We start from the raw sequence: 26437 nt of genomic DNA, 5'->3' as shown, positions 1-26437 counted from the left end.
GATTTAGAACGGGCAGCGGATCGCTGCCCGTTTTTGCGTGCCCATGCCGAACGGTGATCTTCTCGCCCTGTAACAACTATTGCAAATTTCACAATTAAATCGAAACTATTCGTGCAATTGTTGGTCGCAATCTTTCGGGCCAATGTCACTCCATCGACGAACACAGCGCCGCTTTTAACAAGCAGCGAAGATCGCAGGAGAAAAAATGACCAACCGTTCTTTATCCCTTACTCGCCGCCACGCACTGCTTTCTGGAGCCGCTGCTGCCGCTTCCATAGCATTTCCTCTGTTCAACTTTGCCGCCAATGCGGCCTCCTCCTCTACCTCCACCTCAATCGAAGGAAACAAGACCATGGGCTTCATCACCACCAAAGACGGCACCGAAATCTTCTACAAGGACTGGGGTTCAAAGGACGCACAGCCGATCATGTTCCATCATGGCTGGCCGCTGTCGTCGGATGACTGGGACGCACAGATGCTGTTCTTCCTCTCCAAGGGCTACCGCGTTGTTGCCCATGATCGCCGCGGCCATGGCCGTTCCGCACAGGTCTCAGACGGCCATGACATGGATCACTATGCCTCGGACGCCTTCGCGGTCGTCGAGGCCCTCGACCTCAAGAATGTCGTCCATATCGGCCACTCGACAGGTGGAGGCGAAGTTGCCCGCTATGTCGCCAAGCATGGCGAGCCGGCCGGTCGCGTCGCCAAGGCTGTTCTGGTCTCTGCGGTTCCCCCGCTGATGCTGAAGACCAAAGCCAATCCGGAGGGACTGCCGATCGAGGTCTTCGATGGCTTTCGCGCAGCCCTTGCCGCAAACCGCGCCCAGTTCTTCCGTGACGTTCCGGCTGGTCCCTTCTACGGCTTTAACCGCGACGGCGCCAAGGTTCAGGAGGGTGTTGTCCAGAATTGGTGGCGGCAGGGCATGATGGGTGGCGCCAAGGCGCATTACGACGGTATCAAGGCCTTTTCCGAAACGGACCAGACCGAAGACCTCAAGGCGATCTCCGTCCCAACACTCGTCTTGCACGGCGAGGACGACCAGATCGTGCCGATCGCCGACTCCGCCCTTAAATCTGCGAAGCTTCTGAAGAACGCAACGCTCAAGACCTATCCCGGCTTTTCGCATGGCATGCTGACGGTCAACGCGGATGTCTTGAATACCGACCTTCTCGCCTTCGTAAAAGCGTAAAACCCGACCAATGGCCTGCCGCTGATCGATGCGCGGCAGGCCATTTTCGTTGGCTAGAACGTAAAGATTGATCGGATAGTAATATGAAGTTCCCATCCCTCCCGCTTTTATTAAGTTTCAACGGCGGTTACGTCGACACGCTCGGCTTTCTCGCCCTGTCGGGGCTGTTCACCGCGCATGTGACAGGCAACTTCGTAACCTTTGGCGCGACGGTTGCGCTCGGCACGGCAGGCGCCCTTCCGAAACTTCTGGCGCTTCCGGTCTTTTGCGCGGTTGTTTTCTTGTCCAGGCTGGCAGGGCTGTGCCTGCAGCGGCGAAATCTGCCGGTGGTCAGGCCGCTGCTATTTGTCAAATTCCTGTTGCTGGCAGCGGTTGGCGTCTATGCGCTCTACCATGGTCCGTTTGCCGCGAGCGAGGGCCTCGTGATGCTGGTCGTCGGTATGACGCTGGTCTCGGCGATGGCCATTCAGAACGCCGTCCACAGGGCGCATTTTCCGAAGGCGCCGCCCTCGACACTGATGACCGGGACGACGACGCAGATCATGCTTGATCTGGCTGATCTTCTCTTAGGTGCGAAGGGCGAAGAGACTAAGGCGGCGTCTGCGCGCATCAAACGAATGATCGTCGCAGTCATCGCCTTCGCCATCGGCTGCGGGCTGGGGGCACTCGCCTTCATCGTGGCGCCTGCCGCAGCCTTTGTCCTGCCCGCTGTCGTTGCTGCGGCGGGACTATTCTTGAACCCGGCGGTATCCGAGGGCTGAAGGATCACTGGCTGGGATTCGCGGATGGTGATGGCGGTCTCGTCGAAGTACGTTCGATAACAGCTCGGCGGCCGGGAGGGCGGCTTCTTTTCGGCGCTCCCTGTCTGGCGTTGAACGGACTTTTCGGCCGTACGAATTGGCCCGTATGATGATCAACCCGGTTGCCAAAAAGCCATAATTGCTTCACCTAGATCGCACATCGACACTCGGCATTAAGAATTGGATCAACGCTGAATGCGCATACCATACGTTCTCCTCGGTGCATTTCTTGCAATCGTACAGTCCGCCTATGCTGACGTCGCATCACCGCCTGTTTTGTCGCCACTAAAGCAACAGGCACAAGCCGCTCAATTGAGTGCACAATTTCTCACGCGTTTCAGCTACAAGCCCGTTCCACTCGACGACGCCTTGTCGGTGAGAGTCATGGATCGGTTCATCAAATCACTCGATCCGGACCGCGTGCTCTTTTTGCAAGCGGACATCGACAAGTTCAGGTCTGACCGCAGCGAGATCGACGATGCCATCAAACGGGAGGACTTGAAGATCCCGTTCGCGCTTTTCAACGTGTATGAGAAGCGTGTTGTCGACCGGATGAACTACGCGCGAAATTTGCTTAAGCAGGGCTTCGATTTCAGTGCGCAGGAAACTTATTCCTTGTTGCGCGACAAGGAGCCTTGGCCGCAGTCGGAAGCCGACAGCAATGAGCTTTGGCGCAAGCGCGTCAAGGCCGACTGGTTGCGGTTGAAACTTAGTGGCAAGACCGACGCGGCTATTCGCGAAACGCTCGACAAACGCTACGCAAACGCTCTCGAGCGCGTCTACAAGTATAAAAGTGACGACATTTTCCAGTCGTTCATGGATGCCTATACAACGTCGATTGATCCGCACACGGACTATTTCGGCGCGACCGCCTCGGCTGACTTCAATATCGCGATGAAGCTTTCGCTCTTTGGCATCGGCGCGGTCCTGCAGGAACGCGACGACTACACGACGATCCGTGAGCTCGTACCTGGCGGGCCGGCGCAGTTGTCGGGAAAGCTTTCGGTCGGAGACCGCATTGCCGGCGTCGGGCAGGGCAAAGACGGCGCGATCAAGGAAGTGGTAGGCACGCGCCTTGATGAAGTCGTGCAATTGATACGAGGAAAAAAAGGCTCCATCGTGCGCCTGGAGATCCTGCCGGCCGATGCCGGTGCAGATGGCACCCATCGTGTTATCAGCCTGGTGCGCGATAAGATCAGCCTCGAAAAACAGGCTGCCAGCAAGGCCGTGCTGCCCGTGAAAGTGGGCGAGGCGACACGTAAAGTGGGAGTGATTACTCTGCCGGCATTTTATGAGGATTTCGAAGCCCGGCACAAGGGAGACAAGGACTACAGAAGTGCAAGCCGCGACGTCGCGAAGCTTCTCGGTGAGCTGAAGCAGGAAAATGTCGACAGCGTTCTCATTGACCTGCGCAACAATGGCGGCGGTTCATTGGACGAGGCAATTGATTTGACCGGCCTGTTCATCGGCCATGGCCCGGTCGTTCAGCAGCGCGGCAGCGACGGCAAGGTGACAGTAAGAAGCGCTGACTTTCCAGCGCCTGTCTGGACTGGTCCCGTTGGCGTCCTGATCAATCGCGGGTCGGCGTCGGCCTCAGAGATTTTCGCTGCGGCAATTCAGGATTACGGTCGAGGCGTAATTGTCGGCGAACCCAGTTTCGGCAAGGGTACTGTTCAAACTGTCGTCAATCTTGACGAGATGGTTCGCAACAGCAAACCCGAATTCGGTGAGCTGAAAGTGACGATTGCCCAGTTTTTCCGGATCAACGGCGGTACGACGCAGCTGCGCGGCGTGACGCCTGATATCAGCTTGCCCGGCCTTTCGGATCCGACAAGCTTCGGCGAGACCAGTTATGACAACGCCCTGCCGTGGGCGCAGATCAAGCCCGCGACCTATGCGCCCGCCGACACTGTAGCGACGTTGATCCCGACGCTGCAAAGCCGCCACGATGCGCGGGTCGAGAGCGATCCTGACTTCCAACGCCTGCTCAAAGACATTGCTGACCTGAAGGCGCAGCGCGAGAAAGGGGTTGTCTCCCTCAATGAAGCCGAGCGTCGCAGCGAAGCGGCGGCTCGAGAAAATCAGCTCAAGTCTCAAGCGCAATCAGGCGATGGCGAAGATACCGGTGCAGATGATGGTCTGCAGGCAAACGAACGCAGCCTGAGTGCTGATATTGCCATTGAAAATGCCCGCAAGAAGGCAAAAGACGTGTTGCTGGGCGAGGCGGCCGCCGTTCTTGCCGACGAGGCGAATTTGCAGGAGGGCGGGCTGAAGGCCGCCACAAAACCAACAGGAAACACGGAAGGAAAATAGTCATACCCGACCGGCGCAACCGCATGCGAAGCTTTGCAATCGTGCCCTTGTTGGTCGTAGCGGCCTGCGGCTAGGGCCGTGCGCTGGACGAGCCGCGCGAATTCCTGGCTGCTTAGGCCATCCTTTCCTGTCGAGCGCCGGCCGCGCTGGCGCGGCTTGAAGTCCGCTTATCAAGAATTGCCTGAAAATCTTCGGCACTCTCGAACATCAACGCGCTTTTGCAATAAGGCCTCAAACCGATGCCGACGCCTCAATGGAGACCAATGAACTGTTTCAGCTCCGGCGTCTTCGGTGCCGTGAAGACCTCCTCTGGCGGCCCGACCTCGTGGACACGGCCCTGGTGCATGAAGACCACGCGCGAGCAGACGTCGCGGGCAAACTTCATTTCGTGGGTTACCATCATCAGGGTCATGCCCTCCGCGGCCAGTTCGCGCACCACCGCCAGCACTTCGGTGACTAGCTCGGGATCCAGTGCCGAGGTGATTTCGTCACATAGAAGTGCGATCGGCTGCATGGCCAGCGCTCGGGCAATCGCCACCCGCTGCTGCTGCCCGCCGGAGAGTTCATCCGGATAGGCATCGAATTTGTGACCGAGACCGACACGCTCCAACATCTTGCGCGCCGTTGCTTCGGCCTCCGCCTTGGGCGTTTTCTTTACGACGATCTGCGACAGCATCACATTTCCGCCGGCGGAGAGATGCGGAAAAAGGTTGAACTGCTGGAAGATCATCCCGACCTTCAGTCGCAGCGCCTTGAGGTGCAAATCGTTCGGCAGCAGTTGCGCACCGGCAACCGCGATCGAGCCGCTATCGATCGTTTCCAGGCCGTTGATGCAGCGCAGGAGCGTCGATTTTCCCGATCCACTCTTGCCGATGATGGCGATCACCTCGCCGGGCTGCACGTCGATGTTGATGCCCTTCAGCACTTCGTTCATGCCGAAGCTCTTGCGGACTTCAGTGACTTCGATGAGCGACATTAAGCTTCCTTTCGAGGATCTGGCTGCTTTTCGAGAGGGGCCAGCAAAGAGCGAAATAGATCAGGGCGACGAAACCATAGACGGCGAAGGGTTGGAACGTGGCATTGGTCACCATCGTGCCAGCCTTGGACAGTTCGACGAATCCGATGATCGAGGTCAGCGCCGTGCCCTTCACAACTTGCACTGAAAAGCCGACCGTCGGAGGAACGGCGATCTTCAGTGCTTGCGGCAGGATCACGTAGCGCATCTGCTGCAGGTAGCCCATGGCGAGGCTCGAGGAAGCCTCCCACTGCCCCTTGGCAATGGCCTCCACGCAGCCGCGCCATATTTCCGCGAGAAAGGCCGCCGTCCAGAGGACCAGCGCAACACCGGCTGCGAGCCATGCTGGCACGTCGATGCCGATCAGGCCCAACCCGAAGAAGGCCAGGAACAATTGCATCAGCAGCGGTGTGCCCTGGAACAGCTCGACATAATATTTGGACAAGACCCTGAGTGCCCTCGTCTTGCTGATGCGCAGGAACAGCAGGAGCATGCCTACGAGCCCGCCACCGAGGAAAGAAATGATCGACAGCAGGACCGTCCAGCGGGTTGCCAGCAGCAGGGCACGTAAAATGTCAAAGGTCGTGAATTCGGTCATCGTTGCACCTTCCTCGGGAAGATCATTTTGCCTGCAAGAAGCATGGCCTGCCGCAACATGACGGCCAAAGCCAAATAGATCAGGGTGGAGAGGAAGTATGCCTCGAAGGCCCGAAAGGTGCGTGACTGGATGAAGTTCGCCGCGAAGGTCAGATCCTCCGCCGCAATCTGCGATACGACAGCCGAACCCAGCATGACAATGATCACCTGGGACGACAAGGCTGGCCATATACGCTGCAGCGATGGCACCAGCACGACATAGCGAAAGGTTTCAAAGCGCGACATCGCCAAGCTGGCACTCGCTTCGAACTGCCCCTTGGGCGTTGCCTGGATGCCGGCCCGGATGATCTCGCAGCTATAGGCCGCGAGATTGATGATCATGGCGAGATTGGCCGCCTGCAACTCGCTCATCTTCAACCCAAGCGAAGGCAGGCCAAAGAAGATGAAGAACAATTGGATGAGGAAGGGGGTGTTCCGGATCAGCTCAACATAGAGGCCGACCCCGGGCTTTGCCCACGCCGGCCCGAGCGCACGCGCCCAGGCGCACACAATTCCAAGCGCAATGCCACAAAACCCGCCAACGGCCGTCAGCTCGAGAGTGATGAAAATGCCCTTCACCAGTATCGCATAGTATTCGGCAAGCCAGGAAAAATCGAAAACATAAGTCATGGACGCGCTACCTCGACTTGAGACCACGGCAGGATGCCGGGCCGGTCTGACACCGGCCCGACGCAGTATCAAAGGTTGGCGGGAAGACCCACTCCCAGCCATTTCTGTGCGATGGCTTCAAGCGTACCATCCGTCTTGGCGGTAGCGACGATGGCGTTGACCTTTTCGAGAAGCGCGGGCTGGTTCTTGTTGAGGCCAATGTAGCAAGGCGAGTTCTTGATCAGGAACTTCATTTCGGGGCGTTTTGGCGGGTTGCGGGCGAGGATGGCCGCGGCCACGACGTTGCCGGTCGCGACCACATCCACCTGGCCGGAAAGAAACGCCGAGATCGTGCCGTTGTTGTCCTCATAGCGCTTGATCATGGCATCGGCGGGCGCGATCTTGGTCAATTCCAGATCCTCCACAGCGCCACGCGTCACACCGATGCTCTTGCCTGCCAGATCCTCAGCCTTGGTCACGGCCATGTCGGCGGGGGCAAAGACGCCGTTGAAGAACGGGGCATAGGCGGCCGAAAAGTCGATGACAGCCTCACGCTCCGCATTTTTGCCGAGACTCGAAATCACGAGGTCGACCTTGTTGGTCTGCAGGTAGGGAATGCGGTTGGCGCTGGTGACTGGCACAAGTTCGACCTTAACGCCCAGCTTGCCGGCAATTAGGGTAGCCATATCGATGTCGTAGCCCTGCGGAGCCATGTCTGCGCCGACGCTGCCGAAGGGAGGAAAATCCTGCGGAACGGCGACGCGCAGCGTGCCGCGCGCGCTGATATCGGCCAATGCATCGGCATAGGCCTGGTTCGGCATGGTCGATAGTGTGACGGTGGCGAGGATCGCGGAGATGGCTGCAATAAGACTTCTGCGGTTCAGCATTCAGATGTTCTCCTGGCTATTGGTGTTACTGACGGGGGAAATATTCGACGGATCCGGATTGTCGCTGGCTGGGTCGGGCACTGCGAGGGATTGACGCAGATCGGCGAGCGGATCTGCGCGGACAGTCAGGTCGAGCCCTGCCTCTACCTCGTCGAGGTGCTCGATCGAGAGTTCCGCCGCGCGGGCGAAATCGCTGGCCAGTAGGGCCGCCGCAACGGCGCGGTGGCCCTCATGCGACTGGCGGGCGTGATAGTCCGATTGGAATTGCAGCGAGATGAGCAACGTTCGGGCTGTCAGGTCGCGCAGGATGTCGACCAGCACCATATTGCCTGAAAGCTCGGCGATGCGGATATGAAAATCGCCCATGAGATAGGTGAGCCGCTGGCGGTCGCCCGATGCAATTGCCGCGCGTTCCTGATCGAGATGAGCTTGCAATATGTCAGCTGCGGCAGCAGGCAGGGAGGTGAAGCCACGCAGCATTCCGGATTCCAGCGCCCGGCGGGCGTCATAGACCATCATAGCCTCTTGCGCCGAGGGTTCGACGACATACCAGCCGCGCCGCGGGCTGACCTGGACGATACAGCGGGCCTCCAAGCGCATCAGGGCTTCTCGCACAAGGGTGCGGGAAACTGAAAAGATGGTCGCCAGCTGGCTCTCGCCAAGTCGCGTACCGGGCTTGATGCGACCCGAAAGAATGCCCGAAACGATGGCCTCTTCTATGCTGGCTCTCTTGTCATTGGTACTGGTGCTATCTTGCATGCAAGAGATGAATGCAAGTGCCGTGCCAAGGTGGAAAGTATAGTTATAACAGATGCATAATGAGAATTGATCGCGGGCTGTGGCGGCGGGCGTGCAAGAAAAAAGACCATGTCTTGCCCATTTGGCGTGCGCGAAAGGCAGGCGCCGGAACACCAAGGCGGCAGTCTCGCGGTGCGCAATAGTTGCGATCAACTGGCGCTGCAGGCATAACGAGGTTGAGTTGGAGCCCGCAGCCAGTGTTCAGCCAGCCGGGAGATTCTCGCATCGATCATTTGGCGCTGACGCTAGGCGGGACGTCAAGTACGAGACCATCTTGATCGCCGGCGCGTCAGCCAGCTTGGCACTTCCGATGCTGGTCCACCACCTCGTCCAGATGCCATCTGTCTGCCAGACTGCCGGCTGCCAGACTGCCGGCTGATCGTCTGCGGATTGTGTTGGTGAATCGGCTGGCGAATTTTGCGGCCTATAGGCCAGATCGTCCGGCGCGGGACGATGGTGGCCGCGCCAGCAGCATGTCCTCCGCCCTCCTCAGGCTGAGAGGAAAGATCCTGGACCGCTGCGTCTCACCTATCAACTCGACGTGTTGGGCAATGCTCTCAAAAGCCGCTTCCACATCGTGAGGCTCGAAATGAAGCAGCAGACATTGCCGTTCAGCGTCGGTTCACGATCAAGGAAAGATCAATCCACGATGCGGGGCGTGAACTTCGGCTGTGCTGGCTCTGCGGCTTTTTTTATCGCCTCGTCATGATACCAGCAGCTTTCATAGACGGAGGACATCATATCCGGTTCAATATCGACCGCCGGGCGGCGCTCTGCCGCAGCGAACCGCTTTGCCGGAAACGCGTAGATTGTTGCCGTCTCGTGATGCACACCAATGGCCATAAAGTGCCTCCTTGCTCATCGACGCCCGAGGACGTCACGGGACCATAGCAGACTTGCACAGTAATTGCGCGATCTGATTGAAAAAAGTGCAACATTTGTTGGAATTATGGGCATACGAATCTGCTGGCATTTAAATCAGAATTTCAGCAAGTACATAAAATCATCAAATGCATAAATAATAGCCATGTGCGCTTTGCTGCAAAAAATATGTTGCAGTCGTCGTCGGCGGCGGCTGCAGCGGTCGAACGCACACTGCGCAGATGCCTTCGGCAACTAACTGTTTGAGTCCGCTATCAGTTCCGTCTCCCCATTGTCCCCACAGCAAGTCCAGTCGACCGGTTTGTCGGGAGATCTAGAGCGGTGTGGGGCGTCGTTGCACACGAACTGGCACACCACGTGCATATGATTTGGCATCCCTTCGCGGGCTGGTCGCTTCGGTCGGTTCGCTTGAGGATTTGCTCACGATTTATGTTTGAGAGAATCGCAAATGACCAAGTATAAGCTCGAGTACATCTGGCTCGATGGGTACACCCCGGTACCAAATCTCCGCGGCAAGACGCAGATCAAGGAATTCGACGCTTTTCCGACGCTCGAGCAGCTGCCGCTGTGGGGCTTCGACGGTTCGTCCACGATGCAGGCAGAAGGCCGCAGCTCTGACTGCGTGCTGAAGCCCGTCGCGATCTATCCGGATCCGGCGCGCACGAATGGCGTTCTCGTCATGTGCGAAGTCATGATGCCCGATGGTGTTACCCCGCATCCGTCGAACAGCCGCGCCACCATCCTTGATGACGAAGATGCCTGGTTCGGCTTCGAGCAGGAATACTTCTTCTACGAAAATGGTCGTCCGCTTGGCTTCCCGGAAACCGGCTATCCGGCTCCGCAGGGCCCGTACTACACCGGCGTTGGCTACAAGAATGTCGGCTCGATCGCTCGCGAGATCGTCGAAGAGCACCTCGACCTGTGCCTTGCAGCCGGTATCAACCATGAAGGCATCAACGCCGAAGTGGCCAAGGGGCAGTGGGAGTTCCAGATTTTCGGCAAGGGCTCCAAGCGCGCTGCCGACCAGATCTGGATGGCCCGCTACCTGCTTCTGCGCCTTTGCGAAAAGTACGGCATCGACATCGAGTTCCATTGCAAGCCGCTCGGCGACACCGACTGGAACGGCTCGGGCATGCACTGCAACTTCTCGACCAAGTTCATGCGCGAAGTCGGCGGCAAGGCCTATTTCGAAGCGCTGATGGCGCAGTTCGACAAGAACCTGCAGGCTCACATCGACGTCTATGGCCCGGACAACCACCTGCGCCTGACCGGCAAGCATGAGACAGCCCCGTGGAACAAGTTCTCCTACGGTGTTGCTGACCGTGGTGCTTCGATCCGTGTTCCGCACTCCTTCGTAAAGAACGACTATCGCGGTTACCTGGAAGATCGTCGCCCGAACTCCCAGGGGTGCCCCTACCAGATCGCTTCGCAGGTTCTGAAGACGATCTCGGAAGTTCCGACGGCTGGCTTTGCTTCAGCCGCTGCATAAGCTGGCGAGTTGCATTCTTGCAAATGGCGTCGATCGGAAGATCGGCGCCATTTGTTTTTCATGACGTCAGCGGAGCGAAATGCGGCGGAATAGTATTTCAGGCGTGGTGCTCTTCCGGTAAGTTACTTGCCGAAATCATCTCCCGGTTGATAAATTCAACCGGACACGCATAATCCTTTTGCGTTGCCATTGTTTGTCCTTATACTCGGGTCGGATCTCCAATCGCGAGTTGCTCGTGACAGGCAAACAGAACCGTCTTCTCCGTCTACTTGGAGCGCCCGCGCTTTTTGCGGAGGGCGGCGAGATCGTCTTGCCGGAGAAGGCTTACGGGTTGCTCGCTTTCCTCGTAACTGCACCGCAACACATGATGGAGCGGGAGATTTTGCGGGCAATCCTTTGGCAGTCGGATCAATCCAAGCAGCGAGCCGGCAGCCTGCGCCAGCTTCTGGCGCGGATCGACCGCAGCATTCCCGACAGCCTGCCGCGTTTGCTCAAGACGACAAATACCCATGTCTTTTTCAACGGTGATGATTGGGACGCAGATGTCCTGGTTCTTGGCGATACTTCCGCGCCCTTGCCACGATCAATGTGGACGCTGCTTCGCGGCGATCTCCTTGAGGGGTTCAAGGCGCCGACGATTGAGGCCGAAGAGCGGATCGTCGTCGAGCGTCAGCGCATTGAGCAGCGCCGCGAGGCTCATATCATTGCGCTTCTGGAAACGCCGGAGAAACGGACATCCGACGACATCCTGATGCTTGCAGGCTCGCTGCTTGAGGCTGACCCTGCGAACGAAGTTGCTTGCCGCGCGCTGATGCGGCGTCATGTGGACGCCGGTGATCTCGCAGCCGCACGTCAGGTATATTTGCGTTGCCGCAATGAGCTGAAAGCAGAATACGGTGCGGAGCCGGGTGGCCAGACCCTGGCTCTGGCGCAGGAACTTGGGATTATCGCGCCTGCCTCACTTCAAGGCCCCTTGAAGATTGTCCCGGGCAATATCCCCGCGGACCCGGTCGGTCAGCCGCGGGTCCTCATTCTGCCGCCGGATACCATCTTGTCCGATCCGGTGCTGCAGCGTGTGGGCCGCGCGCTTTTGGAAGAGGTCACGATCGGACTGAGCCAGCAGCGCGGCTTTAAGGTCATTGCTGCGCACACCAGCCTGGAGATCGTCAATCGCAGCCTTGCTGGCGATCCCATCGTGCCGACGCCGCCTGAACTGCGGTTCGACTACACGGTCTATGTCACGATCCACGGTCGCGAGGATGACATCTATTCGACGTGTCGGCTGACGAAGACTTCGACGGCGGAGGTGCTCTGGGCGATCGATCTGCCGCTCGCCATGCAGAAGGTCAACCAATCCTTTGCTCAGCTTGCGCGACGTATTGTGATGACGCTTGCCGACACTATTGAACGCCGCGAGCTTCTGGACATGACGCATGACGTCAATCCGTCGGCCTATCGCCTGTACCTCGAAGGAAAGCGGCTCGTTTCGAAGACTGATCTGCAGCATCTGCGCCAGGCGCGCAAATGGTTCAAATCGGCGCTTTCCCGCCACGACAGGTTTTCATCGGCTCACGCTGGAATGGCCCGCGTACTCGGTATGGAGTGGCTCGTGCGCGGGATGAAGGACACGCAGCTGCTGGAGGAGGCCGACCGCTCCGCCTGGCGTGCCCGTGACAGTGACCCCAACAGTGGCAGGGCAATGCGCGAATTGGGCTTCGTCGCTCTCTATCGCCGCCGTTTCGACGATAGTCTCGACTTTTTCGCGGAAGCCCAGATGCTGAACCCGAATGACGCCGACATTCTCGCCGATCATGCCGATGCCTTGCTGCATGACGGTCAGAGTGATCGGGCGCTGGAGTTGAGCCTGGCAGCGCTCAAGCTCAATCCGTTGCCTCCCGACTACTACTACTGGAATCTCGGCGGTATCCATTTCGTGCAGGAAAACTACGCAAAGGCGATCGAGGTCCTGGATCGCGTCAAGGATCGCCCTGCGACCTCGCGACTTCTTGCTGCATCTCACGCGAAGAACGGTGACTTGAGAACCGCGTCGCGCTACGCCTCTATCGTGCTTGAGAATTTTCCCGATTTCCGCACGGATGATGTCTGGCAATTCGTGCCGGACCGCAATCCCGATGACACCCGTCAGCTGATTGACGGCCTTCGCATGGCCGGATTGTCCTGAAGCGTTACATCTGCGGCGCTTGGGCGCCGTCCTAGCGCGAATCTCGGTCACGCCGAAATAACGCCCGTTGAGGCATGCTCCTCCTGTCCGCAGCATGATGCTGCTTCCAGCAGGAGATGACACAATGACGACCACCCAGATCAAGCCAGTCGCAGTCCGCCTTTCCGCTGCCGCTCAGGCCGTCCTGAAGCAGGAAGCCGTCCAGCTTGACACGAACGCCACGGCAAGCATTGTTCATGCCCTGAAGTTCCGTTGAGGTCGATGCGAATGTCTGTTCAGACCGCACTCGAGCGCCTGGCGAAAGATCTCAGCCTATCGTCGGCCGGCATCAATAGCTATCACGACCGTTCACTGACGCCTGGACAGACATTCGCGGCCATCAAGCCATACTTCAAGGAACTCGGCATTACGCGGGTGGGTCTGCTCACCGCGCTCGATCTTGTCGAGATCCCCGTTGCTTTCGCGACGCGCCCGAACAGCTACACGCTTTCCGTATTTCAGGGAAAAGGCATCGACGAAGAGGCTGCCATGACCTCGGCAGCGATGGAAGCAGTCGAGACGCGCATTGCGGAAATCCAGCCGAGCGACCTGGTGATGGCGACCCTGGACGGAATGACGGCCGAGCACGCGCCGATGATCGACCTCGGCTCGGTCGCCCGCTGCGTTCCCTTGGAGATCGGTTCGCAACCGATCGCCTGGAGCGAGGGGCTGGACATCATCTCCGGGCGCCCTGTTTTCGTGCCGTGGCCGCTCGTCGGTCTCGATCATCGCGGCGTGCGCCCCTCCGGCTTCGAGCAATCGAGTGATGGTCTTGCATCCGGAAATCGGCCAGCGGAAGCCGTTCTTCACGGACTCTGTGAGCTTGTCGAACGTGACGCCTGGGCGCTGACGCAATTGCGCCCATACGAGCAACTGCGTGGCGCACGGATCGACCCGGCGGCCTTCGGCGATCCCGTGCTGGATATCATCGTCGATCGCATCAAGCGCGCAGGAATGCGTCTCCTGCTCCTCGACATGACGACCGATATTGGCGTTCCCAGTTTTCTCGCCGTTATCATTCCCGGTGATCTTGGTGAGCGTGTGGATGCGCGCTGGACCCATGTCTGCGGGGGATGCGGCTGCCACCCCGATCCTATTCGCGCCGCGATACGCGCAATCACTGAGGCAGCGCAGAGCCGTTTGACGGCGATCGCTGGCAGTCGCGACGACTTTTCCCCGCGGCTCTACCAGAGGCTCGACAATGGCGGACCAATGCAGGAACTCATCAACCTCTGCGACGAAACGCCTGTCACTCCCAAGGTCTCTTTCGATGCTGCGCCGCGCAGCATCCAGGAAAACATCAATCACATTCTCGATCGCCTCAAGGCGAGAGGTGTCGATCAGGTGGTGGCCGTGCCACTTGCCCATCCACGCCTGCCGGTTTCGGTCGTTCGCATGATCGTTCCGGGCCTTGAGGTGGACGTCAGTGGCGAGTTCATTCAACTCGGATTGCGCGCCGTCAACGCCATGCAAGGAAAAATGCAATGAAGGTCATTTTCGCAGGCCCGAGCTTCGGCGCCGATATTGGCAGGCTTCGCGACGAGAACCCCTCGATCGCGTTTCGCGGTCCGGCAGCGCGCGGCGACATATTGCAGGCTGTGCAGGACGGCGCACGAGCGATCGGGATTGTCGATGGCTACTTTGGCGAAGTACCCTCGGTATGGCACAAGGAAATCCTCTATGCATTGCAGCACAATGTCGTCGTTGCAGGGGGAGCCAGCATGGGGGCGCTGCGCGCTGCCGAATGCGCAGCGTTCGGCATGGTGGGTCTCGGTTCGATCTATGAGGATTATGCGGAAGGTCGCCTGATCGACGACGAGGCCGTGGCGCTTGTGCACGCGCCGGAAGAACTCGGCTGGCTGCCGCTCTCGATCCCGTGGGTCGACTTTCAGCCGACGATAGACGGCCTGTACCGGCTGGGAGCGCTCTCGCTTGCCGAACACAAGATGCTGTTGCTTGCCGGTCGCGCGCTCCACTTTTCATTGCGCACTTACCCGAAGGTCGTCGAGGGCTGCGCTTTCGTCGGCGAGGGCCGCGCCAAGACGATCCTACGGATGATCCGAGCCACCAAGATCGAGCGCAAGCGTCACGATGCCGAACTCGTCCTGCAGTATTTGCAGGAGGTGGAGTTTGCAGATCAAGAGCGTGACTGGGGCTTCGCCGCCACCTCGCACTGGGAGCACCTGCGGGCGGAAGTCACGGCGGCCGTCACGCCTGTAACGCCTGAGTAACGCCAGACCCGAATGATGGGAACCGTTGAAGCCCGGGAGGCTCATCAGCAGAGAAGGCGATGGCAATGAACATTCTGACGAGGGACGAGGGAACGGGTAGTGAGTACGCCAGGATCTTCCGGTTGCTCTCCGCCGCCAAAGATGAGGCCCAGAAGCTCAAGCTGCATAATCTGCTGCACTTGACCAATATGGCGCTTCTACAAGTCGTGATCGATTGGGACGGCATTGACCCTGAACGCGAGCTCGACGTCAATCTCGAAAAGCTGATCGGCAAGAAGACGCAAGTCGCAATGAAGGACGCCAGCGAGAACCTCGTGCTTCTCGACTGCCATTGACGGTCGCACCGTCTATCTCCGATCACGGCGTTACTGGTTGTCGTCCAATTCCATGCCGGCAATTGCCTGCACGAGCTTTACGATCTTCTTGCGAACCTGTTCGTTCTTGATCGCCAGGAACGCGGCGTTCAGCAGTACGCCGTCGCGCGAAACAACGAATTCCTCGCTGGGCGTCGGATTGTCGTTGGCGCTGCCGGGTTGCACGTCCTCGAAGAACGAGCGGACGTCGACATCGAGCGCGCCGGCAATCTCAACCAGCATGCTCGCGGAAACGCGGTTCGATCCCTTTTCGTATTTTTGAATCTGTTGAAACGTGACGCCGACCCGATCGCCAAGCTCGGTCTGCGATACCTTGCGCATCAAACGCTTGATGCGGATCGTCTTCCCGACGTGAACATCAACTGCATGGGGTCCATCTTTCATGGTTTTCTCCTTCCAACGCCGGTTGTTGCGCGACTATTATGCCAGCGATCAACCTAACGGAGATAATTGATCGGATCAATTGTGTTGATTCGTTTTTATTTGGCGTTTTGCGCATGGCACAACGTATTGAAGATGCGGACATCCCGTTGATTCGTGAGTATTTGAAACGTCAAATCACTGTTATTGTTACGATCAACCATAGATCGTGGTTGCTATTCGCTTAAGTTTGAGAGGTCAGCATGCCGGCAAAGAAGAATTGGCTTTTCATTGCCTTGCTCGCCATTTTGGTCGTTGGTGGTTACTACGCATGGCAGAAATTCTCCAAGAGCGGCCTGCCTGATGGCATTGCCAGTGGCAATGGGCGCATCGAAGCGACGGAAATCGATATCTCGACAAAGACTGCAGGCCGCATTCAGGACATTCTCGTCAATGAGGGCGATTTTGTCGCGGCGGGCCAGGTGCTCGCGCGAATGGACACCGAGCAGCTCGAAGCGCGACGCCGTCAGGCCGAGGCGCAGTTGCGCCGGGCCGTTATCGGAGTTGATACGGCAAACAGCCTTGTCAAACAACGCGAAGCCGAGCACGCTGCGGCTATTGCCGTCGTTGCCCAGCGCGAGGCGCAAGCCGACGCGGCGCAGACGAAGCTTACACGCTCGGAGCAATTGCTGAAGAGCAACACGATTTCGCAGCAGATTCTGGATGACGATCGCGCGGCTGCCCAGGGAGCAAAGGCTGCTGTTGCAGCAGCCCAGGCGCAGCTCGCCGCCGCCGAGGCCGCCATCACCTCTTCGAAAGCGCAGGTGGTTGATGCGGACGCTGCAGTCGATGCCGCCAAAGCGGAGATCGAAAGCATCGAGGCCGACATCACCGACAGTGTCCTGAAGTCACCGCGTGAGGGCCGCGTCCAATATAAAGTAGCGCAGCCGGGCGAGGTTCTTGCCGCTGGGGGCCGCGTGCTCAATATCGTCGACTTGAGTGATGTCTACATGACGTTTTTCTTGCCGACTGACCAGGCGGGGCGCGTAGCGATGGGCGCAGAGGTGCGGCTCGTGCTTGATGCAGCACCGAAATATATCATACCGGCCAACGTGACGTTTGTCGCAGACGTCGCCCAATTCACGCCAAAGACCGTCGAGACGCAGGAAGAGCGGACGAAGCTGATGTTCAGGATCAAGGCCCGGATCCCGCCGGACCTGCTGCGCAAATATGTTCAGTTCGTCAAGACGGGCCTCCCGGGCATGGCCTATGTCCAGCTCGACCCCAAGGCGGAGTGGCCCGCCCATATTTCTGGACCGGTGCTGCAATGAATGGCAAGCCAACCGGCGCGACAGATCGCCAGGTCGCTCGCATCGAGGGAGTGAGCCTCGCCTACGGGAAGACGAAGGCGCTTGACAATATAACGCTAGAGCTGCCGGCGAACCGCATGATCGGCTTGATCGGTCCGGATGGCGTGGGCAAGTCGAGCCTTCTGTCGCTGATTGCCGGTGCGCGTGTTATCCAGAAAGGGACGGTCGACGTCCTGGGAGGCAATATTGCCGATGCGACACATCGCAGCATAACCTCCCCAAAGATCGCCTACATGCCACAGGGGCTTGGCAAGAACCTTTACCCCACACTTTCGGTTTTCGAGAACGTGGACTTCTTTGCGCGGCTCTTTGGTCAGGCAAAGGAGGAGCGGGAGGCGCGCATTGCCGGACTGCTGAAGGGCACAGGGCTAAGCTCGTTTGTCGATCGCCCGGCCGGCAAACTGTCCGGCGGCATGAAGCAAAAACTCAGCCTTTGCTGCGCGCTGATCCATGACCCCGATTTGCTCATCCTCGATGAGCCGACGACCGGTGTCGATCCCCTGTCGCGTCGTCAGTTCTGGGAATTGATCGACAGCATCCGGCAGTCTCGCCCACACATGAGCGTTATCGTTGCAACGGCCTACATGGAGGAAGCGGCGCGCTTTGACTGGCTGGTTGCGATGGATGGTGGCAGGGTCCTGGCGACCGGAACGCCGGGGGAGCTGATGAAGAGCACCGCCACGGCCAATCTCGATGCGGCCTTCATCGCGCTTCTTCCCGAGGAAAAGCGCGCCGGACACAGCTTTGTTGACATGCCGCCGCGGACGGTGGCTGCGCAAGACGAGATCGCGATAGAGGCCAGCCACCTGACGATGCGCTTTGGCAGCTTCACTGCCGTCGATGATGTCAGCTTTCGCATCGCGCGCGGCGAGATATTCGGATTCCTTGGCTCGAACGGCTGCGGCAAGACGACGACGATGAAAATGCTGACGGGCCTTCTTCCGGCAAGCGAAGGAACGGCGCATCTCTACGGTCGCGAGGTCGAACCACAGGATATCGAGATCCGCCGTCGCGTCGGCTATATGTCGCAGGCTTTCTCCCTTTATACGGAGTTGACGGTTCGCCAGAACCTCGACCTTCATGCGCGGCTGTTCAGCATGGACCCGCAACTGGTACCGGTTCGCATCGAGGAAACCACGCAGCGGTTCGACCTGAGTGATGTCATGGATGTCTTGCCGGATGCCCTGCCGCTCGGTATTCGCCAGCGCCTGTCGCTGGCGGTGGCGATGATCCATTCCCCAGATATTCTGATCCTTGACGAGCCGACATCCGGCGTCGACCCCGTTGCCCGGGACAATTTCTGGCAGATACTGTCGGATCTGTCGCGAAAGGACAATGTTACGATTTTCGTCTCGACGCATTTTATGAACGAGGCGGCCCTGTGTGATCGGATATCTTTGATGCACGCCGGAAAGGTGCTTGTGAGCGATGCGCCTGAGACCATTGTGCAAGCGCGTTTAGCAACCAGTCTCGAGGAGGCGTTCATTGGCTATCTCGAAGACGCGATCGGGGACAGGCAAGCAGCGCCGGCAACCTTTGTCTCTGCTGATGTGCAAACGGGCGACGCTGCGCAAAAGCAGGGGGCAGGCTGGCTGCGGCGGATCTTCGATTTTCGAAGAATGTTTGCCTATACGCGCCGCGAGGCGCTTGAACTCAGGCGCGATCCCATTCGCGCGACGCTGGCGATCCTCGGCAGTGTCATTCTCATGTTTGTCATTGGCTACGGCATCAACATGGATGTCGAGAACCTCACCTTCGCTGTTCTCGACCGCGATGACACGACCATCAGCCAGGACTATGTCCTGCAGATTTCCGGCTCCCGGTACTTCGTTGAAAGGTCGCCGATCATTGACTATGCCGATATGGATCGTCGAATGCGGTCGGGGGAGCTCAGTCTCGCCATCGAGATTCCGCCAGGCTTCGGCAGGGACGTGTCGCGGGGCCGAAGTGTCGAGATAGGTGCCTGGATCGATGGCGCCATGCCAAGCCGAGCCGAGACGGTGCGGGGTTATGTCGAGGGAATGCACGCTGAATGGCTGGCGCGCAAGGTCCAAGCCAGCGCCGGCGCCGCAGCGGCGGCCGCAAACTTTCAGCTGGATGTTCGATACCGCTACAATCCAGACGTACAGAGCCTTGTCGCCATGGTCCCCGGTGTCATTCCTCTCCTGCTGATGATGATCCCGGCGATGCTTGCCGGCCTCAGCGTCGTGCGCGAAAAGGAACTCGGCTCGATCATCAATTTTTACGTGACACCGGTTACGCGCATCGAATTCCTGTTTGGCAAGCAATTGCCCTATATCGCCCTTGCGATGCTCAACTTCTTCATGTTGACCGCATTCGCGGTATTCATCTTTCGCGTTCCCTTCACGGGCAGCTTCCCGACATTTGCCCTTGCCGCACTGATCTATGTGACGATAACGACAGGCATGGGGCTGCTAATCTCCGCCTTCATGAACAGTCAGATTGCAGCGATTTTCGGCACTGCTTTGATAACCCTCATTCCGGCTGTTCAGTACTCGGGCATGATCGACCCGGTGTCATCCCTGCAAGGGGTGGGGGCCTTCATCGGCAAGATCTATCCTGCCGCCCATTTTGTCACGATCTCGCGTGGCACCTTCTCCAAGGCTTTAGGCTTTGGCGACCTGGTCGGCTCCTTCATGCCTTTGCTGATTGCCGCCCCGGTGCTGATGTGCCTGGGGGCATTGCTCTTGAAGAAACAGGCGAATTGATCATGCGCATTGCCAGTGTTTATCGACTGGGGATCAAGGAGCTCTGGGGCGTCGCGCGCGATCCGATGCTGCTGGTTCTGATTATCTATGCGTTCACGGTATCAATCTACACGGCGTCGAACTCTCTGCCTGAAACGCTAAATCGTGCTGCCATCGCTATTGTGGATGAGGATCAGTCTCCACTTTCCGCACGCATCATTACGGCATTTTATCCTCCCTATTTCGTTGTGCCGCACGTCATTACGCTCTCTGAGGTCGATCGCCGCATGGATGCCGGGCTGGATACATTCGCACTTGTAATTCCACCGAATTTCCAAAGGGATGTACTTGCCGGTCGATCGCCGAGCATTCAGCTGAACATCGATGCGACACGGATATCCCAGGCGTTCACTGGTGGCGGTTATGTTCAGTCGATCGTCTCGGGCGAGGTTAACGAGTTCGTCAACCGATATCGCGGCGGCGACCAGGCATCGGTCGCGCTGACGCTGCGATCCCGGTTCAATCCCGAGTTGGACAAAAGTTGGTTCGGCTCGATCAACAATGTCATTTCGTCGATTACGATGCTTTCGATCATCCTGACCGGTGCGGCTTTGATCCGCGAACGGGAACACGGCACCATCGAGCACCTGCTCGTCATGCCCATCACGCCGCTGGAGATCATGCTGAGCAAGATATGGTCGATGGGCCTTATTGTCGTTGTCGCCTCCACCTTCTCATTGATCTTTATCGTCCAGGGGCTGCTCAACGTGCCGATCGAGGGCTCGTTCCTACTCTTTGTGATCGGTACCACGCTTGTCGTATTCGCCACCACATGCCTCGGCATTTTCCTTGCGACCGTCGCAGGCTCGATGCCGCAGTTCGGCCTGCTCCTGATGTTGGTGCTGATCCCCCTCCAATTGCTCTCCGGCGGTACAACCCCGCGCGAAAGCATGCCCGAGATTATCCAGAACATCATGCTGGCAGCGCCAAATACCCACTTCGTAATCTTATCGCAGGCCGTTTTGTTCCGCGGCGCCGGTCTTGCCGTGGTGTGGCCGCAGCTTGTGGCGCTCGCGGCGATCGGCGCCATCTTCTTCTATCTGGCACTGCGCCGTTTCAGGCAGTTCCTGCGCTAGGCGGCGGGCGATCGACAGATGAAAATTCAAGCATATTCATCCCGGGTGTGCTTCCTCAAGTTGGTCCGTTGTGCCAGAGATTGCCTGTTTGACAACAGGAGGCGTACTTTCCTTGACGATCGGGTTTGCACATGCCGAATTGATAGCCGTGCTCGTCGCGGTCACGGGCGGCGAGCCGCGTGTGATGACGATCCGGTCCGGAGAGGCCCTCCCGTCAGGTCCGTTCGAAATGGGGCACCGCACGCTGCAGAGCGGTCTGCGTGAATGGGTTCAGGAGCAGACAGGCCATCCGGTCGGCTATCTGGAGCAACTCTATACCTTCGCCGATCGCGACCGAAATAATGAGATCCTCGGCGGCAGGACGATCTCGATCAGCTATCTCGGTCTGGTGCGGGAGCAGTCTGCAACGGGCGCTGGCGGGCCTGCCTGGCATGGCTGGTACAGCTATTTTCCCTGGGAGGACTGGCGCGCCGGGCGCCCGGCTGTCCTTGACGACATCGTCGCACATCTCGCCACCTGGGCAAGGCGCGACCCCTTGCGCAAGGAAGAGCGGTTGCGTCGAGTGAACTTCGCCTTTGGATGCGGCGAGGTTGCCTGGAACGAAGACCTGGTGCTGCAGCGCTATGAAATCCTCTACGAGGCCGGTCTTGTGAAAGAGGCCGGTTTTCCACCGGAGGTAAATCCGGGACGGCCGATGTTTGCCGACCATCGGCGCATTCTTGCGACTGGCATTGCGCGACTGCGGGCGAAAATCAAATACCGGCCTGTCGTCTTCGAGTTGATGCCGGCAAGCTTTACCTTGCTGCAATTGCAGCGCAGCGTTGAGGCGCTTGCCGGGTTGACGCTCCACAAGCAGAATTTTCGACGGTTGATCGAGCAGCAGGACCTCGTCGAGGAAACCGGAGATACGACAAGCGAGACTGGCGGCCGCCCCGCAAAGCTGTTTCGCTACCGCAGTGAAAGCCGCGAATACGAGTCACAAATCTAGACCCGCCCCAATGTAGACCCGCCCCGTGACGACTGTAATTTTACCTTGTTGCGTCATGCCATGCTCCTCAACCAACGTGATGGGAACCTTCGGAGGCGTTCGTACGTGTCCGGTAAGAAAAGGCGAGCGCGTGGGCAAAATGCTCAGCTAGCCCGATCCGACCCTTTCGCCAAGTTACGTCGGATCGCGGGAGAGGCCTCCTACCTCAATTTTAGGAAAGAAGGCGCCTACAAATCTAGGGGTTGGAGTTTCGCTGAAAACTGAGGCTCCTCCGCCTTTGTCGAGGATCAGTCTGGCTAGCTCATTCGGCTTTTCTGGAAGCTTCTCCCATAGGCGTCTCTATCCATCTGGCCTTTTGCCCGTCATGCCGTGAACGCCTTGGTGGTATCGAGGCGCTAGGCGGCCATTTTCTCGAGAAAGAGGCTGCCGACGCAGGGAATCCAACGGTCCGAGCAGCAAGTTGAGACGGGCGGTTCGCACAACGCTAGGTCTGCGAACCGACAACGGTCCTAGTGGTCCGCAGTTGCGGCAATCGCACTGCTCGGCATACCAGCAGACTTCATCGCGGCCGACATCAGCTCTTCGCGGGTGCGCAGTCCGCTGTTGAAAAGCCGAGCAACCAGAACGGTCAGTTTGCCGATCGCGGCCGGATCGTCTGCAAGGCTTAAGTCACGAGCCAGATTCCTGACTACATTGGCACATAAGCGCGCTTCATCCTTCGAGGGTAATGGTCTCGCAGTCATGGCTTGTCTTGCAAGGCGGCTCGCTCTTACGACGGAAGAGCGAGCCGTTCCTACCGGTTAGAAATCCATGCCGGCGCCTGAAGGCAGCGCCGGTGCGGCGTCCTTCTTCGGCTTTTCGGCGATCATGGCTTCCGTCGTCACCAGCAGACCGGCAACCGAGGCTGCATCCTGAAGCGCGGTGCGCACGACTTTAGCGGGGTCGATGACGCCCTGAGCGTAGAGATCACCATATTCGCCAGTCTGGGCATTCCAGCCATAGGAGAGGTCGGTCTTCTCGCGCAGCTTTCCGACAATGACCGAACCCTCGGCCCCGGCATTCTCGGCGATCTGGCGGACCGGAGCTTCGATAGCACGACGAACGATTTCAACGCCGACCTTCTGGTCCTGATTGACCGTTGAAAGATCGTCGAGCACCTTGACCGCACGAAGGAGCGCCACGCCGCCGCCCGGCAGGATTCCTTCTTCGACGGCTGCCCTAGTGGCATGCAACGCATCGTCGACGCGATCCTTTTTCTCCTTGACTTCGACTTCCGTCGAGCCACCAACACGGATGACGGCAACGCCGCCGGCAAGCTTGGCGAGGCGTTCCCGCAGCTTCTCGCGGTCGTAGTCGGAAGTTGTTTCCTCGATCTGCGTCTTGATCTGGGCGACACGTCCATCGATTTCGGACTTCGAGCCCACGCCGTCGATGATCGTGGTGTTCTCTTTTTCGATCGCCACCTTCTTGGCGCGGCCGAGCATATTGAGCGTGACATTCTCGAGCTTGATGCCGAGATCTTCGGAGATGACAGTTCCGCCCGTCAGGATAGCGATGTCCTCCAGCATCGCCTTGCGGCGGTCGCCGAAGCCAGGAGCCTTGACAGCAGCGATCTTCAGGCCGCCGCGCAGTTTGTTGACGACTAGCGTGGCGAGGGCTTCGCCTTCGACATCCTCCGCGATGATCACCAGCGGTTTCCCAGACTGAACTACCGCTTCCAGGACAGGAAGCATCGACTGAAGGTTCGACAGCTTCTTTTCGTGGATCAGGATATAGAGATCCTCGAACTCCACGCGCATCTTCTCGGCATCGGTGACGAAGTACGGGCTGAGATAGCCGCGGTCGAACTGCATACCCTCGACGACTTCGAGTTCCGTTTCGGCCGTCTTGGCTTCCTCGACGGTGATAACACCTTCATTGCCGACCTTTTCCATCGCTTCGGCGAGGAAGCGACCGATCTCGGTATCTCCATTCGCCGAAATCGTGCCAACCTGGGCAATCTCCGAGTTGCTCGTGATCTTGCGGGCGCGGGCCTGGAGCTCCTTGACGACGGTGTCGACGGCCAAGTCAATGCCACGCTTAAGATCCATTGGATTCATGCCCGACGCAACGGCCTTGGCGCCCTCCTTGACAATCGCCTGTGCAAGTACTGTCGCCGTCGTCGTGCCGTCACCGGCCAGATCATTCGTCTTCGACGCGACTTCACGCAGCATCTGGGCACCCATGTTCTCGAACTTGTCTTCCAGCTCGATTTCCTTGGCCACCGACACGCCGTCCTTTGTGATGCGCGGAGCACCGAAGGACTTGTCAATGACCACGTTGCGGCCCTTCGGACCGAGCGTAACCTTGACGGCATTCGCAAGCACATCGACCCCACGCAGCATGCGTTCACGGGCGTCGGCGTGGAATTTGACTTCTTTCGCAGCCATATCTTTAACTCCTCAATAGGCAGCTATTGTTGACTGATGGTTTCACACGGTCACATTCAAGCGACTTTTTTCTGCTCCGCCTGGGTGTCGATGATACCCATGACGTCGCTTTCCTTCATGATCAGCAGATCCTCGCCGTTGATCTTGATTTCGGTACCCGACCATTTGCCGAACAGGATTCGATCACCGGCCTTGACGTCCAGTGCCTGGACCTGGCCCGCGTCGTTGCGTGCGCCGGGGCCGACGGCGATAACCTCGCCTTCCTGGGGCTTCTCCTTGGCGGTGTCTGGAACGATGATGCCGCCCCTGGTCCTTTCCTCGGACGCGATGCGGCGGACAAGAATGCGATCATGAAGCGGTCGGAACGACATGTTTTCCTCCGTTGGACAAAAAAGATGACGTTGAAATCCCCGCCCGACCCGATGGCCGGTCCAGGCGGGTGCGAACCTCAAATGAGCGTTCGCGGGAGTGATTTATTTTCGGGATTTTTCCATTTCAAGGGGGCTAAACGAAAAAATTATAGTTTGGCGTCGATGCTGATAACAGCCTGAAAAGAAAAGGAAAGAAATTTAACGCATTCACAATCCAGAGAGGACGGCTAGTGTTTCGTCTCAGAGGAATCGTCGCCTGCAGACTGTAAAGACAGTCGTCGAGCGGCAACAGCGTATGCCGGCGGAAGGCGATGATGATCGCTTCCTCTTCGGTCGACAGAACGGTGGACTTCGGATGCCGCCGAAAATTTTGATGTCCATACCTTGAAACCGAAACCCGCGAAAACCAAATCGATCGCCGCCAGCCGCTAGAACAGGGTTGGCCCTGCTGGGAGCGCTGTCTTTCGGCGCTTCATACCCATGTTGCTTCAAGGAGGATATGGCTATGGCAACATCTTACGACTACACACCACTCTTCCGCTCGAGCGTTGGCTTTGACCGCGTCTTCAATCTCCTGGAGAACGCTCAGCGTGCTCGCTCAGTCAGTGACTGGCCGCCGTATGACATCGTCAAGACCGGCGATGACAGCTATCGAATTTCGATCGCTGTTGCGGGCTTCGCGCGCGATGATCTGGACATTACCTTCCAGTCGAACCTCCTGACCGTGACCGGTAAGAAGCAGGACACGACTGCGGAAGCCTATCTGCATCGCGGCATTGCGTCCCGACCGTTCGAACACCGCTTTGAGCTTGCGGATCACGTCAGGGTCAACGGAGCAGAGCTGGTCAACGGTCTGCTGTCGGTCGATCTCATCCGTGAGATCCCCGAAGCTCTCAAGCCTCGGAAAATCGACATCGAGATCGATCCGGCGCTGCCGGCTCAGGCGGCTCAGATCGAAGGACAGAAGGCCGCGTAATCCAACGCTGATAAACGAGGCGCCGCTTGAGCGGCGCCTGACAGCATGACGGGTTGGAAAGGAGAAAAGCATGAAACCCGATATGTTCAGGGAACCTGTATCCGTTCTGGTCGGCCTTGGATTGCCGGTCGACGTGAAATCAGTCATGGACGCTTACCAATATCTCGTTGAGCGGCCAGTCTCGACGAGGGACGCCTCGCATTCGATTGCTCTGAAAGCTTGCAGAGCTGCGTTGCTCGGTGAAATCGAAGCAGAGACCGTCCGCGGCCTCTTTACGGCGTTCGCCGAGAAGCACGATCTGCTCCCGCCGACAATTGACCCGGTCATCGCATCACGGTCCGGTCGTGACCGGGGCCCGCACATTTGCTGAGGTTCAACGATGATGGACTCAGTGCTTCAGCAGATAGTCAACGATGCTGTGACGAAAGGGCCGACTTCTCTGGTGCCGCACCACGTAACGATTCGACGTCCGATCGATGTAGTCAATTCGCTAGTCCTGGCGGCCCATGACAAGAGGGCGATCCTTGCTGCGTGGGCATCGGATTACTATGCAGTCGAGTCCGAGCCAGCCCTGAGAAAAATACCGGATACGCCTGCACCGGTGACGATAGATGAGGTTCAGTTGGCTCTCCTGGAACTTGATCGCCGCTTCAGC

25 protein-coding genes are annotated in these 26437 nt (G+C 58.4%); 15 read left to right on the top strand and 10 right to left on the bottom strand.

Annotation, left to right across the window (positions count from 1 at the left end; all coding sequences use genetic code 11):
• The first annotated feature begins 205 nt into the window (after window positions 1-205).
• The 3 genes from ATY79_RS02135 (at window position 206) to ATY79_RS02125 (ending at window position 4302) form a co-directional block, all read left to right on the top strand.
• The gene (locus tag ATY79_RS02135; RefSeq protein ID WP_088702877.1) at window positions 206-1189 is read left to right on the top strand and encodes an alpha/beta hydrolase; all 984 of its coding nucleotides are present in this window, start codon (window positions 206-208) and stop codon (window positions 1187-1189) included.
• Between the two features lie 83 nt (window positions 1190-1272).
• Complete coding sequence (locus ATY79_RS02130; protein WP_088702876.1) at window positions 1273-1950, top strand: YoaK family protein; 678 nt, start codon at window positions 1273-1275, stop codon at window positions 1948-1950.
• A 234-nt stretch (window positions 1951-2184) separates the two neighbouring features.
• A complete protein-coding gene (locus ATY79_RS02125; RefSeq protein ID WP_088702875.1) occupies window positions 2185-4302 on the top strand; it encodes a carboxy terminal-processing peptidase in 2118 nt (705 codons plus the stop codon).
• Window positions 4303-4552: 250 nt separating this feature from the next.
• On the opposite strand, the gene ATY79_RS02120 is transcribed toward ATY79_RS02125, so the two are convergent.
• The 6 genes from ATY79_RS02120 to ATY79_RS02090 all read right to left on the bottom strand — a co-directional run bounded on the left by ATY79_RS02120 (window position 4553) and on the right by ATY79_RS02090 (window position 9090).
• Window positions 4553-5278: an amino acid ABC transporter ATP-binding protein gene (locus tag ATY79_RS02120; protein ID WP_088702874.1), complete on the bottom strand. Its 726-nt coding sequence runs from the start codon at window positions 5276-5278 to the stop codon at window positions 4553-4555.
• Window positions 5256-5915, bottom strand: coding sequence for an amino acid ABC transporter permease (locus tag ATY79_RS02115; RefSeq protein ID WP_088702873.1), 660 nt, complete (start codon window positions 5913-5915; stop codon window positions 5256-5258). The genes ATY79_RS02120 and ATY79_RS02115 overlap by 23 nt, the downstream gene beginning before the upstream one ends.
• The gene (locus tag ATY79_RS02110; protein WP_088702872.1) at window positions 5912-6583 is read right to left on the bottom strand and encodes an amino acid ABC transporter permease; all 672 of its coding nucleotides are present in this window, start codon (window positions 6581-6583) and stop codon (window positions 5912-5914) included. The genes ATY79_RS02115 and ATY79_RS02110 overlap by 4 nt, the downstream gene beginning before the upstream one ends.
• 68 nt (window positions 6584-6651) lie before the next feature.
• Complete coding sequence (locus ATY79_RS02105; RefSeq protein WP_088702871.1) at window positions 6652-7449, bottom strand: transporter substrate-binding domain-containing protein; 798 nt, start codon at window positions 7447-7449, stop codon at window positions 6652-6654.
• Window positions 7450-8208, bottom strand: coding sequence for a GntR family transcriptional regulator (locus ATY79_RS02100; RefSeq protein ID WP_088702870.1), 759 nt, complete (start codon window positions 8206-8208; stop codon window positions 7450-7452).
• Between the two features lie 678 nt (window positions 8209-8886).
• Window positions 8887-9090: a DUF2735 domain-containing protein gene (locus tag ATY79_RS02090; protein WP_088702868.1), complete on the bottom strand. Its 204-nt coding sequence runs from the start codon at window positions 9088-9090 to the stop codon at window positions 8887-8889.
• A gap of 487 nt (window positions 9091-9577) precedes the next feature.
• Here ATY79_RS02090 and ATY79_RS02085 point away from each other — a divergent pair, with 487 nt between their 5' ends.
• The 6 genes from ATY79_RS02085 to ATY79_RS02065 all read left to right on the top strand — a co-directional run bounded on the left by ATY79_RS02085 (window position 9578) and on the right by ATY79_RS02065 (window position 15405).
• Complete coding sequence (locus ATY79_RS02085; protein ID WP_088702867.1) at window positions 9578-10618, top strand: glutamine synthetase beta-grasp domain-containing protein; 1041 nt, start codon at window positions 9578-9580, stop codon at window positions 10616-10618.
• Window positions 10619-10853: 235 nt separating this feature from the next.
• Window positions 10854-12800 (top strand): tetratricopeptide repeat protein, encoded by a 1947-nt coding sequence (locus ATY79_RS02080; RefSeq protein WP_088702866.1) that lies wholly within the window; start codon window positions 10854-10856, stop codon window positions 12798-12800.
• Window positions 12801-12924: 124 nt separating this feature from the next.
• The gene (locus ATY79_RS31840) at window positions 12925-13056 is read left to right on the top strand and encodes a hypothetical protein (protein ID WP_280950855.1); all 132 of its coding nucleotides are present in this window, start codon (window positions 12925-12927) and stop codon (window positions 13054-13056) included.
• An 11-nt stretch (window positions 13057-13067) separates the two neighbouring features.
• Window positions 13068-14327 carry a YcaO-like family protein gene (locus ATY79_RS02075; RefSeq protein ID WP_088702865.1) on the top strand — a complete coding sequence of 420 codons (1260 nt, stop codon included), beginning with the start codon at window positions 13068-13070 and terminating at the stop codon, window positions 14325-14327.
• Window positions 14324-15070, top strand: coding sequence for a TfuA-like protein (locus tag ATY79_RS02070; RefSeq protein WP_088702864.1), 747 nt, complete (start codon window positions 14324-14326; stop codon window positions 15068-15070). Before ATY79_RS02075 ends, ATY79_RS02070 begins: the two co-directional genes overlap by 4 nt.
• Before the next feature lie 65 nt (window positions 15071-15135).
• Window positions 15136-15405, top strand: coding sequence for a hypothetical protein (locus ATY79_RS02065; RefSeq protein ID WP_088703014.1), 270 nt, complete (start codon window positions 15136-15138; stop codon window positions 15403-15405).
• A 30-nt stretch (window positions 15406-15435) separates the two neighbouring features.
• On the opposite strand, the gene ATY79_RS02060 is transcribed toward ATY79_RS02065, so the two are convergent.
• The gene (locus ATY79_RS02060) at window positions 15436-15828 is read right to left on the bottom strand and encodes a helix-turn-helix transcriptional regulator (protein WP_088702863.1); all 393 of its coding nucleotides are present in this window, start codon (window positions 15826-15828) and stop codon (window positions 15436-15438) included.
• A gap of 239 nt (window positions 15829-16067) precedes the next feature.
• On the opposite strand from ATY79_RS02060, the gene ATY79_RS02055 reads away from it, so the two are divergent.
• The 4 genes from ATY79_RS02055 (at window position 16068) to ATY79_RS02040 (ending at window position 22006) form a co-directional block, all read left to right on the top strand.
• Entirely contained in the window at window positions 16068-17135 is a 1068-nt protein-coding gene (locus ATY79_RS02055) for an HlyD family efflux transporter periplasmic adaptor subunit (RefSeq protein ID WP_088702862.1), read from the top strand.
• Window positions 17132-19903 (top strand): ribosome-associated ATPase/putative transporter RbbA, encoded by a 2772-nt coding sequence (gene rbbA / locus ATY79_RS02050; protein ID WP_088702861.1) that lies wholly within the window; start codon window positions 17132-17134, stop codon window positions 19901-19903. The genes ATY79_RS02055 and rbbA overlap by 4 nt, the downstream gene beginning before the upstream one ends.
• Before the next feature lie 2 nt (window positions 19904-19905).
• Window positions 19906-21018, top strand: a complete 1113-nt coding sequence (locus ATY79_RS02045) for an ABC transporter permease (protein WP_088702860.1) — start codon at window positions 19906-19908, stop codon at window positions 21016-21018.
• Between the two features lie 112 nt (window positions 21019-21130).
• Window positions 21131-22006 carry a hypothetical protein gene (locus ATY79_RS02040; protein ID WP_088702859.1) on the top strand — a complete coding sequence of 292 codons (876 nt, stop codon included), beginning with the start codon at window positions 21131-21133 and terminating at the stop codon, window positions 22004-22006.
• Window positions 22007-22515: 509 nt separating this feature from the next.
• Here ATY79_RS02040 and ATY79_RS02035 read toward each other — a convergent pair.
• From ATY79_RS02035 to ATY79_RS02025, 3 genes are read right to left on the bottom strand one after another with little or no spacing between them, the layout of a single operon-like run.
• Window positions 22516-22749 carry a hypothetical protein gene (locus ATY79_RS02035; protein WP_088702858.1) on the bottom strand — a complete coding sequence of 78 codons (234 nt, stop codon included), beginning with the start codon at window positions 22747-22749 and terminating at the stop codon, window positions 22516-22518.
• 57 nt (window positions 22750-22806) lie between these two features.
• Complete coding sequence (groL, locus tag ATY79_RS02030) at window positions 22807-24435, bottom strand: chaperonin GroEL (RefSeq protein WP_088702857.1); 1629 nt, start codon at window positions 24433-24435, stop codon at window positions 22807-22809.
• Window positions 24436-24491: 56 nt separating this feature from the next.
• Entirely contained in the window at window positions 24492-24806 is a 315-nt protein-coding gene (locus ATY79_RS02025) for a co-chaperone GroES (protein WP_088702856.1), read from the bottom strand.
• Window positions 24807-25311: 505 nt separating this feature from the next.
• Between ATY79_RS02025 and ATY79_RS02020 the strand changes: the two genes are divergently transcribed.
• Both ATY79_RS02020 and ATY79_RS02015 read left to right on the top strand, forming a co-directional pair.
• Window positions 25312-25782, top strand: a complete 471-nt coding sequence (locus ATY79_RS02020) for an Hsp20 family protein (protein ID WP_088702855.1) — start codon at window positions 25312-25314, stop codon at window positions 25780-25782.
• A 70-nt stretch (window positions 25783-25852) separates the two neighbouring features.
• On the top strand, window positions 25853-26152 hold the full coding sequence (locus ATY79_RS02015; RefSeq protein WP_088702854.1) for a DUF982 domain-containing protein: 300 nt from the start codon (window positions 25853-25855) through the stop codon (window positions 26150-26152).
• The last annotated feature ends 285 nt before the right edge of the window (window positions 26153-26437 follow it).

This window comes from Rhizobium sp. R693 (assembly GCF_002211315.1).
GTDB lineage: Bacteria > Pseudomonadota > Alphaproteobacteria > Rhizobiales > Rhizobiaceae > Rhizobium.
The sequence above is the reverse complement of the archived record's forward strand: the minus strand, read 5'-3'. Positions and strand labels throughout refer to the sequence as shown.